Source organism: Streptomyces sp. NPDC002032, from assembly GCF_042890765.1.
In the GTDB taxonomy this organism is placed as follows: Bacteria; Actinomycetota; Actinomycetes; order Streptomycetales; family Streptomycetaceae; genus Streptomyces.
The window spans coordinates 1-18,856 of the sequence record NZ_JBIASM010000027.1 but is presented as its reverse complement, the minus strand read 5'-3'; the positions used below and the strand labels follow the sequence as shown (position 1 = coordinate 18,856).

The window sequence follows — 18,856 nt, the reverse complement described above, 5'->3', positions numbered from 1 at the left end:
CCGCCCTTTCCGGCCTCCCGGTCTTCTCCGGTCTTCTCCGGTCTTCTCCGAATCCTCCGATCCTCCGATCCTCCGATCTTCTCCCGATCTCCTGACGTACCCGAAGGTGTGCTCCGATGGCTAACGAAGATAAGCTTCGTGAATATCTGAAAAGGGTCACCGCTGACCTCCACGAGACGACCGAGCGTCTGCGGGTGGCGGAAGGGAAGGGGCGGGAGCCCATCGCCGTCGTCGGCATCGGCTGCCGCTACCCCGGCGGCGTCCGGTCCCCCGAGGACCTGTGGCGGCTGGTGGAGTCGGGGACGGACGGGATCTCCGCCTTCCCGGCGGACCGCGGCTGGGAGTGCGAGGAACTGGTCGGCCCCGGGCCGGACGGCGAGGAGGCCTCGTACGCGCTGGAGGGCGGCTTCCTCCACGACGCGGGCGCCTTCGACGCCGAGGTCTTCAAGATCTCGCCGCGCGAGGCGATGGGCATGGACCCCCAGCAGCGCCTGCTGCTGGAGGCGTCCTGGGAGGCCGTCGAACGCGCCGGGGTCGCCCCGCTCTCCCTGCGCGGCCAGAAGGTCGGCGTCTTCGCCGGCCTGATGTACCACAACTACGGCGCCCGGCTGGAAGAGGTGCCCGCCGAGGTCGAGGGCTACCTCGGCATCGGCACCGCCAGCAGCGTGCTGTCCGGGCGCGTCGCCTACTCCTTTGGGTTCGAGGGCCCCGCCGTCAGCGTCGACACGGCGTGCTCGTCGTCGCTGGTCGCCCTGCACCTCGCCGTACAGGCGCTGCGGGCCGGCGAATGCACCATGGCGCTGGCGGGCGGCGTGACCGTGATGCCGACGCCCGCGACGTTCGAGGACTTCGCCCGGCAGGGCGGCCTGGCCGGTGACGGCCGCTGCAAGTCCTTCGCCGACACCGCCGACGGCACCGGCTGGTCCGAGGGCGTCGGCGTGCTGCTCGTGGAGAAGCTCTCCGACGCCCGCAGGCTCGGCCACCCCGTCCTCGCGGTGATCCGCGGCTCCGCCGTCAACCAGGACGGTGCCAGCAACGGCCTCACCGCTCCCAGCGGCCCCTCCCAGCAGCGCGTGATCCGCGCGGCGCTGGCCAACGCCGGTCTGACACCGGCCGACGTCGACGCCGTCGAGGCGCACGGCACCGGCACCTCGCTGGGCGACCCGATCGAGGCACAGGCGCTCCTCGCCACGTACGGCCAGGGGCGTCCCGCCGACCGGCCCCTCTACCTCGGTTCGCTGAAGTCCAACATCGGCCACACCCAGGCCGCCGCCGGTGTCGGCGGCGTCATCAAGATGATCGAGGCGATGCGGCGCGGGGTACTGCCCCGGACGCTGCACGTCGGAGAGCCGTCCACGCACGTCGACTGGTCGGCGGGAGCAGTGGAACTGCTGACCGAACAGCGGGACTGGCCCGCGACCGCCGAGGACCGGCCGCGCCGGGCCGGCGTCTCCTCGTTCGGCATCAGCGGCACCAACGCGCACGTGGTTCTCGAACAGGCCCGGGAAGAGGCGCCGGCCGCCCGTGAACACACGGGTGCCGACGTCGTTCCGTGGCTGCTCTCCGGCCGGTCGGAGAGCGCGGTACGGGCGCAGGCGCAGCGGCTCGCCGCGCACCTCGCGGAGCGTCCCGAGCTCCAGCCGGCCGATGTGGCCCTCTCGCTGGCGACCACGCGGCACGCCTTCGAGCACCGCGCGGTGCTCGTGGGCCGCGAGCGGGCCGAACTGGTGCAGGCCGTAGAGGCCTTGGCCCAGAGCGGCGGCCTCCTCGCCCAGGCGACCCCGGGCCGCACCGCGTTCCTGTTCACGGGGCAGGGTGCGCAGCGGGCGGGGATGGGGCGCGAGCTGTATGCGGCGTTCCCGGTGTTCGCGGCGGCGCTGGATGCGGTGTGTGCCGCTGTGGATGCGGAGTGGGGGCCGTCGCTGCGGGAGGTGATGTTCGCGGAGGACTCTGCGGGGGAGTTGGACCGTACGGAGTTCACGCAGCCTGCGTTGTTCGCCCTTGAGGTGGCGTTGTTCCGGCTCGTGGAGAGCTGGGGTGTGAAGCCCGATTATCTGCTCGGACACTCCATTGGTGAGATTGCTGCGGCGCATGTGGCGGGGGTGTTCTCGCTGGCTGATGCGGCGCGGCTGGTGGTGGCGCGTGGTCGGCTGATGCAGGCGCTGCCCGAGGGCGGGGCGATGGTGTCGGTGCGGGCGGCTGAGGCGGAGGTGGCCGAGCTGGTCGCCTCGTACGAGGGCGTGAGCATCGCGGCGGTGAACGGTCCGCAGTCCGTGGTGATCTCGGGTGCGGCCGAGGCCGTGAGTGAGATCGCGGGTGTGCTCGGCGGGCGCGGGGTGAAGACCAAGCGGCTGACCGTCAGCCATGCGTTCCATTCGCCGCTCATGGACCCCATGCTGGACGACTTCCGGGCTGTTCTGGATGCCGTTGAGTTCGCGGCGCCGTCGATCCCCGTCGTTTCGAACCTCACGGGTGCTGTCGCCTCGGCGGAAGAGCTGTGCGCGCCGGAGTACTGGGTGCGGCATGTCCGTGAAGCCGTCCGCTTCGCCGACGGGATGGCCGCCCTGGCGGCCCAGGGCGTGAGCCGGTTCGTGGAGCTCGGACCGGACGGGGTGCTGTCCGCGATGGGCGCCGACTGCGTCGAGGGCGCCGTGTTCGTTCCCGTACTGCGCAAGGACCGGGCGGAGCCGGAGGCGCTGGTCAGCGCGGTCGCCCGGGCGTACGCGCACGGCGCGCCGCTCGACTGGGCCGCGTACTTCGCCGGGACCGGTGCGCGCCGCGTGGACCTGCCGACGTACGCCTTCCAGCACCGGCACTACTGGCTGCGCGCGAAGCCCTCGGACGCGGCGGGCGGCGCGGGCCGTACGGCCGGCGATCCGGTGGAGGAGGGCTTCTGGACGGCGGTCCAGGGCCAGGACCTGGAAGCCGTCGCCGACATGCTGGCCCTCGACGCCGCCGACCCCGCGGGCGCCCCGCTCGGCGCCGTGCTGCCCGCGCTGTCGCAGTGGCACAGGCGCAGCCAGGAGGACAGGACGCTCGACGGATGGCGCCACCGCATCGTGTGGCAGCCGGTCCCGGAGGCCACCACCCCCGCCCCGGGCGGCGGCACCTGGCTCGTGGTCGTGCCGCAGGACGAGCACGCCCACCAGGAGACGGTCGCGGAGTGCCTGGCCGCCCTGGACGGGCCGGGCACGGACGTGCTGCGCCTGACCGTGCCCGCGACGGCCGACCGCGACGACCTCGCGCGCCGGCTGCGCGAAACCCTCGCGACCCTCGGCTCCGCGCCGGACGCGACCCCGCTCACCGGCGTCGTCTCCCTGCTCGGCCTGGTCGGGGCCCCGGCGGGCGAGGACCGGGTGACCCCTGCCGGTTACGCCGCGACCGTGGCGCTCGTCCAGGCCCTCGGCGACGCCGACGCGTCCGCCCCGCTGTGGGCCGTGACGCGGGGCGCCGTCTCCGTGGACCGCACCGACCCGCTGGACCATCCGGACCAGGCCCTCCTGTGGGGCCTCGCCGGAGTCCTCGGCGCCGAACACCCCGACCGCTGGGGCGGCGTCCTCGACCTGCCGCCCGGCCCGCTCGGGCAGCGGGGCCGCGACCGGCTCCGCACGGTGCTGCGCGCCGCCGCCGACGCCGGATCCGACGCCGGATCCGGCGCTGGATCCGGCGCCGTCGAGAGGGCGGTGGCCCTGCGCGCCTCGGGCACCTACCGGCGCCGCCTGGCGCACGCACCGGCCCGGGCCGCGCAGGCACCCGCCGCCCCGTCCGGGACCCCGACCGACACCTGGGAGCCGCGCGGCACCGTGCTGGTCACCGGCGGCACCGGCGCACTCGGCGCACAGGTGGCCCGCCGACTGGCCGGGCGCGGCGCCGCGCACCTCCTGCTGCTCAGCCGCCGGGGCCCCGACGCCCCCGGCGCGGCCGACCTGCGCACCGAGCTCGAAGCGGCCGGCGCGCGCGTCAGCGTCGTCGCCTGCGACACCGCCGACCGTACGGCCCTGGCCGCCGTCCTGGCCGACGTACCGCCGGAACTCCCGCTGACCGCCGTCGTCCACACCGCGGCCGCCCTCGACGACGCGATGGTCGACGCGCTGGACACCGACCGCATCGACGGCGTCCTGCGCGCCAAGGCCGCCACCGCACGGCACCTCCACGAACTCACCCGCGACCTCGACCTCGACGCGTTCGTACTGTTCTCCTCCCTCGCCGGCGTCCTCGGCGGCATCGGACAGGGCAACTACGCGCCCGGCAACGCCTACCTCGACGCCCTCGCCCTGCACCGGCGCTCCCTCGGCCTGCGCGCGACCTCCGTCGCCTGGGGCCTGTGGGGCGGCGCCGGACTCGGCGAGGGCGCGGTCGCCCAGCGCTTCGCCCGGCGCGGCGTACGCGCCATGGACCCCGAACTCGCCGTCACCGCCCTCGAACGGGCGGTGGCGCGCGACGAAGCCCTGACCCTCGTCGCCGACGTCGACTGGCGGCGCTTCGCCGCCACCCGCCGCCCCCGCACGGCCGGCCCGGACACGCTCCTGGCGGACCTGCCCGAGCTGCGCGAGGCCCCCGCCACGGACACGGGTACGGGTACGGGCGAGGACGGCCGTACGGGCAGCGGGCTGTCCGCCCTGCGCGCCCGCCTGCTGACCGCCACCGACGCCGAACAGCGCCGCCTGGTGGGCGAGCTGGTGCGCACCGAGATCGCCGGTGTCCTGGGCCACTCCTCGGCGGCGTCCATCGACCCCGAACGGGCCTTCCGCGACCTCGGCTTCACCTCGCTCGGCGCCGTGGAACTGCGCAACGCCCTCAACGACGCGACCGGGCTGCGGCTGCCCGTCACCCTGCTCTTCGACTTCCCCACCCCGGCCGTCCTGGCCGAGTACGTCCGCACCGGCCTGATCGGCGACCGCCCCACCGGGACCGGGACCGGGACCGGGGCGTCGGCACCCGCCACCGCCACCGCCACGGGCCTGCGCCCCGATGACGACGACCCCATCGCGATCGTCGGCATGAGCTGCCGCTTCCCCGGCGGCGCCGACACCCCCGAGCGGCTGTGGCAGCTCCTGGCCGACGGCGCCGAGGCCCTGACGGACTTCCCCGCCGACCGGGGCTGGGACCTCGACGCCCTCTTCGCGACGGACCCCGGCCGCCCCGGCACCTCGTACGCCTCCCGCGGCGCCTTCCTGTCCGGCGCGGGCGACTTCGACCCGTCCTTCTTCGGGATCTCGCCGCGCGAGGCCCTCGCCATGGACCCGCAGCAGCGCCTCCTCCTCGAAGCCTCCTGGGAGGTCCTGGAGCGCGCGGGCATCGACCCGTCCTCGCTGCGCGGCACCGCCACCGGCGTCTTCGCGGGCACCAACGGCCAGGACTACGTCGGACTCCTGCGACCCGTGGCGGAGGCCGTGCAGGGGTACGTGGCGACCGGCAACACCGCCAGCGTCCTCTCCGGCCGCATCGCGTACGCCCTCGGCCTGGAGGGGCCCGCGGTCACCGTCGACACCGCCTGCTCGTCGTCCCTCGTCGCCCTGCACCTCGCCGCGCAGGCGCTGCGGGGCGGTGAGTGCACCCTGGCGCTGGCCGGCGGCGTGACCGTGATGTCGACCCCGGGCGCCTTCGTGGAGTTCTCCCGCCAGCGCGGCCTCGCCGCCGACGGCCGCTGCAAGGCGTTCTCCGCCGACGCGGACGGCACCGCGTGGGGCGAGGGCGTGGGCATGCTGGTGCTGGAGCGGCTGTCGGACGCCGAGCGCAACGGGCACCGGGTGCTGGCCGTCGTGCGCGGTACGGCCGTCAACCAGGATGGCGCGAGCAACGGTCTGACCGCGCCGAATGGGCCTTCGCAGCAGCGCGTGATCCGCGCGGCGCTGGCGAACGCCGGGCTGACGGCCGCCGAGGTCGACGCGGTCGAGGCGCATGGCACGGGTACGAAGCTGGGCGACCCGATCGAGGCACAGGCGCTGCTGGCCACCTACGGCCAGGACCGGCCCGCCCACCGGCCGCTGCTGCTCGGCTCGGTGAAGTCCAACATCGGCCACACGCAGGCCGCGGCCGGTGTCGCGGGCGTGATCAAGATGGTGCTGGCGATGGGCCGCGGCATACTCCCGCGCACGCTCCACGCCGACGAGCCGACGCCACACGTGGACTGGACGGAGGGTGCGGTCGAGCTCCTGACCGAGGACCACCCCTGGCCGACGGGCGAGGACCGCCTGCGCCGGGCCGGCGTCTCGTCGTTCGGCTTCAGCGGCACGAACGCGCACGTCATCCTGGAGGAAGCCCCCGAGGCCTCCCCGGTTGTCCCGGAGCCGGTGGTGGCGCCCGTGGGTGCGGCTGGTGCGGATGTGGTGCTGCCGGTGGTGCCGTGGGTGGTGTCCGGTCGTTCGGTGGAGGCGTTGGGTGCGCAGGCCGGTCGGCTGGGGTCGTTCCTGGGGTCGTCGTTGCCGGGAGCCGATCCGGTGGATGTGGGTTTTTCGTTGGCTACGACGCGTGCGGTGTTCGAGCACCGTGCGGTGGTGGTGGGGGGTGAGCGTGGTGCGGCGCTGGAGGCGCTGGCGCGCGGTGAGTCGGTGCCGGGTGTGGTGCGTGGTGCGGTGGTCCCGGGTCTGACGGGCTTCTTGTTCACGGGGCAGGGTGCGCAGCGGGCGGGGATGGGGCGTGAGTTGTATGACGCCTTCCCGGTGTTCGCGCAGGCGCTGGATGCCGTCTGCGTTCACATCGACCCGGAGCTGGGGCGTTCGCTGCGGGAGGTGATGTTCGCGGAGGGCGCTGCGGGGGAGTTGGACCGTACGGAGTTCACGCAGCCGGCGTTGTTCGCGATCGAGGTGGCGTTGTTCCGGCTGGTGGAGAGCTGGGGTGTGAAGCCCGATTACCTGCTCGGGCACTCCATTGGTGAGATTGCGGCTGCTCATGTGGCGGGGGTGTTCTCGCTGGCGGATGCGGCGCGGTTGGTGGTGGCGCGTGGCCGGCTGATGCAGGCGCTGCCTGCGGGTGGCGCGATGGTGTCGGTGCGTGCGGCTGAGGCGGAGGTGGCTGAGCTGGTCGCCGCGTACGAGGGTGTGAGCATCGCGGCGGTGAACGGTCCTGCGTCCGTGGTGGTTTCGGGTGCGGCCGATGCCGTGAACCAGATTGCGGGTGAGCTCGGCGAGCGCGGGGTGAAGACCAAGAAGCTCACGGTGAGCCATGCGTTCCACTCGCCGCTCATGGATCCGATGCTGGACGAGTTCCGGGCGGTGCTGGGGTCTGTTGAGTTCGTGGCGCCGTCGATCCCGGTCGTTTCGAACCTCACGGGTGCTGTCGCTTCGGCGGAGGAGCTGTCCGCGCCGGAGTACTGGGTGCGTCACGTCCGTGAGGCGGTCCGGTTCGCCGATGGGTTCGCCACTCTGCATCGTCAGGGTGTGACCCGGTTCGTGGAGCTCGGGCCGGACGGTGTGCTGTCGGGGATGGGTGCGGATTGCGTCGAGGACGCCGTGTTCGTGCCGGTGCTGCGCAAGGGCCGGGACGAGCCGGAGTCGGCCGTTGCTGCCGTCGCCCGGGCGTACGTCCATGGTGTTGCGGTGGACTGGGCGGCGTTCTTCGCCGGGAGCGGTGCGCGTCGGGTGGACCTGCCGACGTACGCCTTCCAGCACCAGCGCTACTGGCCGGAGCCCACGGCTGACGTCGAGTCGACCGTTGCCGAGGCCGATGTGGTGGATGCGGCGTTCTGGGAGGCGGTGGAGCGCGAGGATCTGGGGGCTCTCGCGGAGACGCTTGAGGTGGAGGGTGGTTCGCTGGGTGCGGTGCTGCCTGCCTTGTCGTCGTGGCGTAAGCGTCGGCGTGAGCAGTCGGCGGTGGATGGGTGGCGTTATCGGGTCACGTGGAAGCCGCTGGCAGAGCCGGCGCGGGCCGAGGTGTCGGGTTCGTGGCTGGTGGTGGCTGATGAGGATGGTCCGCTGACGGGCTGGGTCGCTGACGCCCTGGGTGCGCGGACGTTGCTTGTGGGCCGGGGTCAGGGGCGTGCGGAGCTTGTTGCGGGGCTGACTGGTGAGTTTGCCGGTGTGGTGTCGTTGCGTGGGCTGGTGGGGACGTTGGAGCTGGTCCAGGCTCTGGGTGATGCCGGGGTCGGTGTGCCGTTGTGGTCTTTGACGCAGGGTGCGGTGTCGACCGGCCGTTCCGATGTGTTGACGGCTGCTGGTGTGGAGCAGTCCCTGGTGTGGGGGCTGGGCCGGGTCGTGGCGTTGGAGCATCCGGGGCGTTGGGGCGGGCTTATCGATCTTCCTGAGGTGTTGGATGAGCGGGCGGCGGTGCGTGTGCGTGGTCTGTTGTCGGGTGCTTCGGGTGAGGATCAGGTCGCGGTGCGGGCGGCGGGTGTGTATGGCCGCCGGTTGAGGGCTGCGGAGTCGGTTGCCGGGTCGGAGGGCTGGCGTCCTCGTGGCACGGTGCTGGTGACGGGTGGTACGGGTGCGCTGGGTGCGCATGTGGCCCGGTGGCTGGTGGCTGAGGGTGCCGGGCATGTGGTGCTGACGAGCCGTCGTGGTCTGGAGGCGCCTGGTGCTGCGGAGTTGGCGGATGAGCTGACGTCGGAGTCGGTGCGGGTGAGTGTTGTCGCCTGTGATGTGTCTGATGCCGGTCAGGTGCGTGCGCTGGTGGAGGGGCTGGAGAAGGACGGGCCCGTCCGGGGTGTGGTGCATGCGGCTGGTGTGGAGCAGTTGAATGCGCTGATGGCGGGTTCGGCTGAGGAGTACGAGCGGGTCATGGCCGCCAAGGTCCTGGGCGCTCGTCATCTGGATGCGCTGTTCAGTGAGCCTTCGCGGGCCGGCGGCCTGGACGCGTTCGTGTTGTTCTCGTCGATCTCCGCGGTGTGGGGTTCGGGTGGGCAGGGTGCGTATGCGGCTGCGAATACGTATCTGGATGCGTTGGCGCAGTGGCGTCGTGCGCGGGGTCTGGTGGCGACCTCGGTTGCCTGGGGTCCCTGGGGCGGCAGCGGGATGGCGACCGGCAGGGTGATCGCGGAGCACCTGCGCGAGCGCGGGCTCCTCGTCCTCGACCCGGCCCGGGCCATGACGGCCCTGGAGCGGGCGCTCGGCTCGGGGGAGGCCTGCGTGGCCGTCGCCGACGTGGCATGGGCGCACTTCGCGCCGACGTTCACCGCGATGCGGCCGAGCCCGCTGCTCTGCGAACTGCCCGCCGTACGGGCCCTGGACGAAGCCGCGCCCGACGGGCCGGTCCAGCCGGCCGACGCGCTGCGCGGACGGCTCGCCGCGCTGTCCGGGACGGACCGGCGGCGCCACCTGCTGGAGCTGGTGCGTACGGAGGCGGCGGCGGTGCTGGGGCACACGTCGACGGCGACGGTCGAACCGACCCGGGCCTTCCGCGAGCTGGGCTTCGAATCCCTGGCCGCGGTCGAGCTGCGGGACCGGCTGACCCGGGCAACCGGCGTACGGCTGACCACCACGGCCGTCTTCGACCACCCCACCGCGACCGCGCTCGCCCGGCACCTCGAAGCCGGACTCGGCCTCGGCGGGGACGGCGCCGGAGACGGCACTGCCCCCGCCGGAAGCGGCTCCCCGGTGCCCGTGACACCGGCCGACGAGGACCCGGTGGTCGTCGTCGGCATGAGCTGCCGCTATCCCGGCGGGGTGGCCGGCCCCGACGACCTGTGGCGCCTGCTGCGCGACGGCGGCGACGCCATCACCGGATTCCCCACCGACCGCGGTTGGCAGGTGCCGGCGGCCTCCGGCCCGGACGGCGACTACACCCGGTCCGGCGGCTTCCTGACCGGAGCCGCCGACTTCGACGCCGACTTCTTCGGGATCTCGCCGCGCGAGGCCCTCGCCATGGACCCCCAGCAGCGGCTCCTCCTCGAGGCGTCCTGGGAGGCCATCGAGGCGGCGGGCATCGACCCCGCCGCCCTGCACGGCACGCCGGTCGGCGTGTTCGCCGGAGCCGCCTCGCTCGGCTACGCGGGCACCTTGCGCGGCACGCCGAACGCCACCTCGGGGCAGGTGCTGGCGGGCAACGCGACGAGCGTGCTCTCCGGCCGGATCGCGTACGCGCTGGGGCTCCAGGGCCCCGCCGTCACCCTGGACACCGCCTGCTCGTCCTCGCTGGTGGCCCTGCACCTGGCTGCGCAGGCGCTGCGCACCGGCGAGTGCTCGATGGCGCTGGCCGGCGGTGTGACGGTGATGCCGACACCGGCGGCGTTCGCCGAGTTCCACCGGCAGGGCGGCCTCGCCGCCGACGGCCGGTGCAAGGCGTTCTCCGCCGACGCGGACGGCACGGGCTGGTCCGAGGGCGTCGGCGTGCTCCTCGTCGAGCGGCTCTCCGACGCCCGCCGCAACGGGCACCGGGTCCTGGCGGTCCTCCGTGGCTCGGCCGTCAACCAGGACGGCGCGAGCAACGGCCTGACCGCCCCCAACGGCACGGCGCAGCAGCGGGTCATCCGCGCCGCCCTCGCCAACGCCGGGCTGTCGGCCGCCGAGGTGGACGCGGTCGAGGCGCACGGCACCGGTACGTCGCTGGGCGACCCGATCGAGGCGCAGGCGCTGCTCGCGACGTACGGACAGGACCGCGACGGCGGCGAACCGCTGTGGCTGGGCTCGCTGAAGTCGAACATCGGCCATGCGCAGGCCGCCTCGGGCGTGGGCGGCGTGATCAAGATGGTGATGGCGATGCGGCACGGCTTGCTGCCGAGGACCCTGCACGCCGACGAGCCGACGCCGCACGTGGACTGGTCCGCGGGCGCCGTCGAGCTGCTGACCGAGGAACGGCGGTGGCCGCGGGCCGACGACCACCGGCCGCGCCGCGCGGCCGTCTCCTCCTTCGGCATCAGCGGTACCAACGCCCACGTCATCCTCGAAGCCCCGGAGGCCCCGGCAGCCGTCGGTACCCCGGCAGCCGTCGACGCCCCCGAGGCGGCCGGTCCGCAGCTGCCCTGGGTGCTGTCCGGCACCTCCGAGGCGGCCTTGCGCGCGCAAGCCGCACGCCTGGCGGAGCACCTCGCCGCCCGCCCCGGGCTGCGGTCCGAGGACCTGGCGCACGCGCTGGCCAACGGCCGTACCGCCTTCGACCACCGCGCGGCGCTGCTCCCCACCGGGGACCCCGACCGGACGCACGCCGCGCTCCTGGCCCTGTCCCGCGGCGAGCAGGCCCCCGGCCTGCTGCGCGGCACCGCGACCACGGAGCCGACCGCCTTCCTCTTCACCGGGCAGGGCGCGCAGCGCGCCGGCGCGGGCCGGGAGCTGTACGCCGCCTTCCCCGCGTTCGCGCGGGCGCTGGACGAGGCGTGCCTGCACCTGGACCCGTACCTGGACCGCCCGCTGCGGGAGGTGATGTTCGCCGACGACGCCACGGAACTGGACCGTACGGAGTTCACCCAGCCGGCCCTGTTCGCCCTGGAGGTGGCGCTGTTCCGGCTCGTGGAGAGCTGGGGCGTGCAGCCCGACCACCTCCTCGGGCACTCCGTCGGTGAGATCGCCGCCGCGCACGTCGCCGGGGTGTTCTCCCTGGCCGACGCGGCCCGGCTGGTGGCCGCGCGCGGCCGCCTGATGCAGGCGCTCCCGCCGGGCGGGGCGATGGTGGCGGTGCGGGCGGCCGAGGCGGTCGTGGCCGAGCTGGTCGCCGCGTACGAGGACGTCAGCATCGCGGCCGTCAACGGGCCGCTGTCCGTGGTGGTTTCGGGTGCGGCCGAGGCCGTCTCCGAGATCGCGGACGTGCTGGCCGGGCGCGGGGTGAAGACCCGGCGGCTGACCGTCAGCCACGCCTTCCACTCCCCGCTCATGGAGCCGATGCTCGCCGACTTCCGCAAGGTCGCGGAGGCCGTCACGTACGCGGCGCCGCGGATCTCCGTCCTCTTCAACCTGACCGGCGCGGCGGACGCCGAGGAGCTGTGCACGGCCGACTACTGGGTGCGGCACGTGCGCGGCGCGGTCCGCTTCGCCGACGGCATGGCCGCCCTGCACGGCCTGGGCGTGACCCGGTACCTGGAACTGGGCCCCGACGGCGTCCTGTCGGCGATGGGCGCCGACTGCGTCCCCGGCACCTTCCTCCCGCTGCTGCGCACGGGACGTCCGCAGACCCGGACGGTCCTCCAGGCGCTGGCGCAGGCCTGGACCCACGGCGTGCCGCTGGACCGGGAGGCGTTCTGGGCCGGCGCCCACCGGATCGACCTGCCGACGTACGCCTTCCAGCGCTCGCGCTACTGGCCCGACACGGTCACCGAAGCGACGGAAGCGACGGGCGCGGCCGAGGTCGCCCCGGCGGCTCCTGCCGGGCTGCGCTACCGCGTCGCCTGGCAGCCGCTGCCCGCCCCGGACGCCCCCGCTGCCGCTGCCGCTGCCGCTGCCCAGGGACGGTTCCTCGTCGCCGTGGCTCCGGGCCAGGCGGACGACCCGTTCACCGGGCGGCTGCTGGCCGCCCTCGGCGACGGCACCCCGGAGCGCGTGACGCTGGTGACGGCCGGCCCGGCCACCGAAAGCACCGGAACCACCGCATCCACCGCGGAGCTCGCCGCCGAACTGGCCCTCGCGGCCGGCGCCGGACCCGTCGACGCCGTGGTGTCCCTGCTGGCCGGGGACGGCACGTACGGCCTCGGCACGGCCGCCCTCGTACGCGCCCTCGGCGACGCCGGTGTGGACGCGCCGCTGTGGTGCGTGACGCGCGGAGCGGTGTCGGTCGACGCCACCGACCCGCTCGTCCGCCCCGAACAGGCCGCCGTGTGGGGCCTGGGCCGGGTCGTCGCCCTCGAACACCCCGAACGCTGGGGAGGCCTCGTCGACCTGCCCGGGACCCCCGACGAGCACGCCCTCGCCGCGCTGCGCGGCATCCTGCTCGGCACCGGCGCCGGTACCGGCAGCGAGGACCAGCTCGCCGTCCGCGCGGACGCCACGTACGGCCGCCGCCTGGAACGGCACACCGCCCCCACCCCCACCGACGGCACCCGCACCGACGGCTGGACCCCGCGCGGCACCGTCCTGGTCACCGGCGGCACCGGCGCCCTCGGCGCCCACGTCGCGCGCTGGCTGACGGACCGGGGCGCCGAGCACCTCGTCCTGACCGGCAGGCGCGGCCCGGACGCCCCCGGCGCCCGGGAACTCGCCGATGAACTCACCGCGAGCGGCGCACGGGTGACCGTCACCGCCTGCGACGTGGCCGACCGCGAACAACTGGACCGGCTGCTGACCGGGCTGCGCGCCGACGGAGACCCCGTACGGGCCGTCTTCCACGCCGCCGGAGTCACCGAGCCGGTGCCGCTCGGCGCGGCCGACGCGGACCACTGGCGGCGGGTCACCGCCGCCAAGGCCCTGGGCGCCGCCCACCTGGACGCGCTGTGCGGGGAGGGCACGGACACCGAGGCGTTCGTCCTGTTCTCCTCCATCGCCGCCACCTGGGGCAGCGGCGGCCAGGCCGCCTACTCCGCGGCCAACTCCGGCCTCGACGCCCTCGCCGAGCGGCGCCGGGCGCGCGGCCTGCCCGCCACCTCGGTGGCGTGGGGCCCGTGGGCCGGCGGCGGCATGGCCGCGGGCGACCTGGAACAGCAGATGCGACGGCGCGGCCTGCGCCCCATGGCGCCCGAGACGGCGCTCGCGGAACTCGGCCGCGCCCTCGACGCGGACGAGACGGTCCTGACCGTCGCCGACGTCGACTGGCAGCGGTTCGCCCCGCCGTTCACCGCCCGCCGCCCCAGCCCGCTCCTCGGCGGCCTGCCCGAGGTACGGGCGGCCCTGGAGCCGGCCGCGCCCCCCGCCGGAGCGCACGACGCGGCCCCGGCAGCCGACGCCCCGGACGGCGGCCCCGCCACCGCCCTGCGCGCACGGCTGGCCGGCCTGCCTGAAGCGGAACAGCTGCGGATCCTCACCGACCTGGTACGCGGCCACGCCGCCGCCGTGCTCGGCCACGAGGAACCCGACGCCGTCCGCGCTGCCCGCGGCTTCCTCGACCTCGGCTTCGACTCCCTGATGGCCGTCGAGCTGCGCAACCTGGTCACCGCCCACACCGGACTGCCCCTGGCCGTCACGCTGGTCTTCGACCACCCCACCCCCGCGGCCCTCGCCGGGCACCTCCACGAACGGCTCGTCCCCGGGCCCGCGGAGGCCGCCCGGGCTGCGCTAGCGGAGTTCGACCGGCTCGAAGCTAGCCTCACAGCCGTAAAACTGGACGACGTCGGGCGGGCGAGCATCGCGTCACGCATGGAGGACCTGCTGGCCAAATGGGCCGGGGCAGGGAACGCAACGGAGGTGGAAGAGACCGCCGGGGAACTGGAGACGGCCACCCCCGACGAGCTCTTCGACATCATCCAGCGTGAGTTCGGCAAGTCGTAGCAGACGCTGTGACGGATCCCCGTACTGCTCCGCGTGACTCGCCCCGACCGGTTGACGGCGGTCCGGACACCGCAGCGGCCGTTCGACGGGGGTGTTTCCCAGATGGGGAACGAAGAGAAGCTTCTGGACCACCTGAAGTGGATGACGGGCGAGCTCCGCCAGACCAGGCAGCGCTTGCGCGAGGTGGAGGAAGAGCGCCAGGAGCCCATCGCGATCGTGGGAATGGGATGCCGCTATCCGGGCGGCATCCGCACCCCCGAACAGCTGTGGGACCTGGTCGCCACCGGCGGGGACGCCGTCACCGGCTTCCCCGCCGACCGGGGCTGGGACCTCGAAGCCCTCTACGACCCCGACCCGGACGGGACGAACACCTCCTACACCCGCGAGGGCGGCTTCCTCGACGGCGCGGGCGACTTCGACGCCGCCTTCTTCGGGATCTCCCCGCGCGAGGCCCTCGCCATGGACCCCCAGCAGCGCCTGCTGCTGGAGACCGCCTGGGAAGCCGTCGAGCGCGCCGGCATCGACCCGGAGACGCTGCGCGGCACCGCCACCGGCGTCTTCGTCGGCTCCAACAGCCAGGACTACGCCTCCCTCGTGCGCCATGAGGCCGAGGAACTCGGCGGCTACCTGGCCATCGGCAGCTCGGCCAGCGTCATGTCCGGCCGCGTCTCCTACGCCCTCGGCCTGGAAGGGCCCGCGGCGACCGTCGACACCGCCTGCTCCTCCTCCCTCGTCGCCCTGCACTGGGCCGTACGCGCCCTGCGCGGCGGCGAGTGCACCATGGCGCTCGTCGGCGGCGTCGCGATGATGTCCACCCCCGGCGCGTTCATCGAGTTCTCCCGCCAGCGCGGCCTCGCCGCCGACGGCCGCTGCAAGGCGTTCGCCGCCGGGGCGGACGGCACCGGCTGGGGCGAGGGCGCGGGCATGCTCCTCGTCGAGCGGCTCTCCGACGCCCGCAGGCTCGGCCACCCCGTCCTCGCGGTGATCCGCGGCTCCGCCGTCAACCAGGACGGTGCCAGCAGCGGCCTCACCGCCCCCAACGGCCCCTCCCAGCAGCGCGTCATCCGCGACGCCCTGACCGACGCCGGCCTCACCGCACCCGACGTCGACGCCGTCGAGGCCCACGGCACCGGCACGAAGCTGGGCGACCCCATCGAGGCGCAGGCCCTGCTCGCCACCTACGGCCAGGGCCGCGCCGCCGGGCAGCCGCTGTGGCTCGGCTCGCTCAAATCCAACATCGGCCACACGCAGGCCGCCGCGGGCGTCGGCGGCATCATCAAGATGGTCCAGGCGATGCGCCACGGCGTGCTGCCCAAGACCCTCCACGTCGACGAGCCTTCCCCGCACGTCGACTGGTCGGCGGGCGCCGTGGAACTGCTGACCGACCAGCGGGACTGGCCCGCGGCCGACGAGCGGCCGCGCCGCGCCGCCATCTCCTCCTTCGGCATGAGCGGCACCAACGCCCACGTCATCGTCGAAGAGGCCCGGGAGGAAGCCCCGGACGGGAACGGTGACACGTCCGAGGCACCCGACGCGCCCCGCGCCCGCCCGCTCCCCGTCGTCGCCTGGCCGCTCTCCGGCCGCACGGAGGACGCCCTCGCCGCCCAGGCCGCACGCCTGACGGCCCACCTCGCCGCCCTCGCCGCACAGCCGGACACGGAGCGCCCGCACCCCGCCGACACCGGCCGCGCGCTGGCCACCACCCGTACCGCCTTCGACCACCGTGCCGTCGTGCTCGGCGCCGACCCCGACGAACTGGCCGCGGGCCTCGCCGCGCTCGCCGCGGGCGAAACCCACCCGGCCCTCGTCCGCGGCCTCGCCACGGACGACGCCCGCGTCGCCTTCCTGTTCACGGGGCAGGGTGCGCAGCGGGCCGGGATGGGGCGCGAGCTGTACGCGGCCTTCCCGGTGTTCGCCGAGGCGCTGGATGCGGTGTGCGCGGAGATCGATCCGGAGCTGGGGCGGTCGCTGCGGGAGGTGATGTTCGCGGAGGACTCCGCCGAGCTGGATCGTACGGAGTTCACGCAGCCTGCGCTGTTCGCCCTTGAGGTGGCGTTGTTCAGGTTGGTGGAGAGCTGGGGTGTGAAGCCCGACTATCTGCTCGGACATTCGGTGGGTGAGATTGCTGCGGCGCATGTGGCTGGGGTGTTCTCGCTGGCTGATGCGGCGCGGCTGGTCGTGGCCCGTGGGCGGCTGATGCAGGCGCTGCCTTCGGGCGGGGCCATGCTGTCGGTGCGTGCGGCTGAGTCGGAGGTGGCCGAGCTGGTCGCCTCGTACGCGGGCGTGAGCATCGCGGCTGTGAACGGTCCGCAGTCCGTGGTGATTTCCGGCGCGGCCGATGCCGTGAGTGAGATCGCGGGCGTGCTCGGCGCGCGCGGGGTGAAGACCAAGCGGCTGACCGTCAGCCATGCGTTCCACTCGCCGTTGATGGATCCGATGCTGGATGAGTTCCGGGCCGTGCTGGGGTCTGTTGAGTTTGCGGCGCCGTCGATCCCGGTCGTCTCGAACCTCACGGGTGACGTCGCCTCGGCGGAGGAGCTGTGCGCGCCGGAGTACTGGGTGCGGCACGTCCGTGAAGCCGTGCGCTTCGCCGACGGCGTCGCCACCCTGCATGGCCAGGGTGTGACCCGGTTCGTGGAGCTGGGCCCGGATGGCGTGCTGTCGGCGATGGGTGCCGAGTGTGTCGAGGGTGCGGTGTTTGTGCCGGTGCTGCGCAAGGGCCGGGACGAGCCGCAGGCGGCGGTTGTCGGGTTGGGGCAGGCGTTCGCGTTCGGGGTGCCGGTGGACTGGGCGACATACTTCGCCGGGACCGGTGCGCGGCGCGTCGAGCTGCCGACGTACGCCTTCCAGCACCAGCGCTACTGGCCGAAGAAGGCCCGCTTCACGCCCGGTGACGTCACCGGCCTCGGGCTCGGAGCCGCCGACCACCCGCTGCTCGGCGCGTGCGTGTCGCTCGCCGGGGGAGACGGCCTCGTACTGACCGGCCGGATCGGGCCGGAGACGCACCCGTGGCTGGCGGAGCACGCCGTGCACGGCCGGGTCCTGTTGCCCGGCACCGCCTTCGTCGAGCTGGCCGTGCAGGCCGGCGACCGGATCGGCTGCGACCTGCTCGACGAGCTGACGCACCACCAGCCGCTCGTCCTGCCCGAACACGGCGGGGTCTTCCTCCAGCTGCTCGTGGGCGAACCGGACGCGACGGGCCGTCGCCCGCTGCGCGTCCACTCGCGCCCCGCCGAGGCTCCGGACGCCGACGACGCGCCCTGGACCCTGCACGCCTCCGGCTCCCTGACCACCGCCGGGCCGGCCGCGCCCGCCACCGCCTTCGACCTGGAGGCCTGGCCGCCGGCCGGCGCCGTCGAGGTGCCCGTGGACGGCCTGTACGAGCGGCTCACCGGGGCCGGATTCGGCTACGGACCCGTCTTCCGCGGGCTGCGCGCCGCCTGGCAGCGTGACGGCGAGCTGTACGCCGAGGTGGCGCTGCCCGCCGACGACCGCAGCGCCGACGGGTTCGGCCTGCACCCGGCGCTCCTCGACGCCGGGCTGCACGGCCTGGGCCTGGGCGTCGTCGACGCCCTCGATGCCTTCGACGAGGGCTCCGGGGGCGGCGCGGCCGCCTGGGTGCCGTTCTCGTGGAACGGCGTCACCCTGCACGCCAGCGGGGCCAGGGCCCTGCGGGTCCGCATCGCCCCGGCCGGCAAGGGCGCGGTCTCCGTCCACCTCGCCGACCTGGGCGGAGCGCCCGTGGCCTCCGTCGCCTCCCTCGTCCTGCGCCGTGCCACGGCCGCCGACGGGCCGGAGCCCGCCGGCCCGGGCACGGACGCGACGTACCTCCTCGACTGGGTCCCGACCGTCCCCGTCCCCGTCCCCGACGCCGACGCCGACGCCGGGGAGGAGCCCGACGGCTGGGCGCTGCTCGGTGACCAGCCGGACATCGCCGCGCTGCTGCCCGGCGTACCCGTCCACCCGGACCTGTCCGCCCTGGCCGACGCCGCCCCCCGGGTGGCGCTGGTCTCCTTCGCGGCCCGTTCCGGCGAGGACCCGGTCGCCGCCGCCCACCGGCTCGTCCCCGAAGCGGTACGCCTGCTCCAGGACTGGCTCGCCGACGACCGGCTCGCCGACGCGCGGCTGGTCGTCCTCACCCGTGGCGCGCTCGCCGCCGACCCCACCGAGCGGGCGGAGCCCGCCGCGGCGGCGGTCCACGGCCTGCTGCGCTCGGCCCAGTCCGAGAACCCCGGCCGCTTCCTGCTGCTCGACCTCCCCGCCGGTCCCGCCGGCCCGGCCGGCCCGCTCCGGGCGGCGGTCGCCGCCGCCCTCGCCGCCGACGAACCACACCTGATGTGGCGCGCCGGGACGCTGCGGGCGCCCCGCCTGGTGCGTCCCGCGTCCGTGGGCTCGCTGCTCACGCTGCCCGCCGACGGCTCCGCCTGGCGCATGGACTCCGACGGCGGGGGCGCCGTGGACGGCCTGTCCCTCCAGCCGTGCCCGGAGGCGTTGCGGGTGCTGGGTGTGGGTGAGGTGCGGGTGGGGGTGCGTGCCGCGGGGGTGAACTTCCGGGATGTGCTGATCGCTCTGGGGGT

1 protein-coding gene and 1 pseudogene are annotated in these 18,856 nt (G+C 74.6%); both read left to right on the top strand.

Annotated elements, in window-relative coordinates; all coding sequences use genetic code 11:
* Positions 1-116: 116 nt before the first annotated feature.
* Positions 117-14,279, top strand: a pseudogene (locus ACFYYT_RS34510) (type I polyketide synthase); the annotation flags it as partial.
* 102 nt (positions 14,280-14,381) lie between these two features.
* The coding region (locus ACFYYT_RS34505) for a beta-ketoacyl synthase N-terminal-like domain-containing protein (protein ID WP_351820776.1) at positions 14,382-18,856 on the top strand (4,475 nt) is incomplete at its 3' end.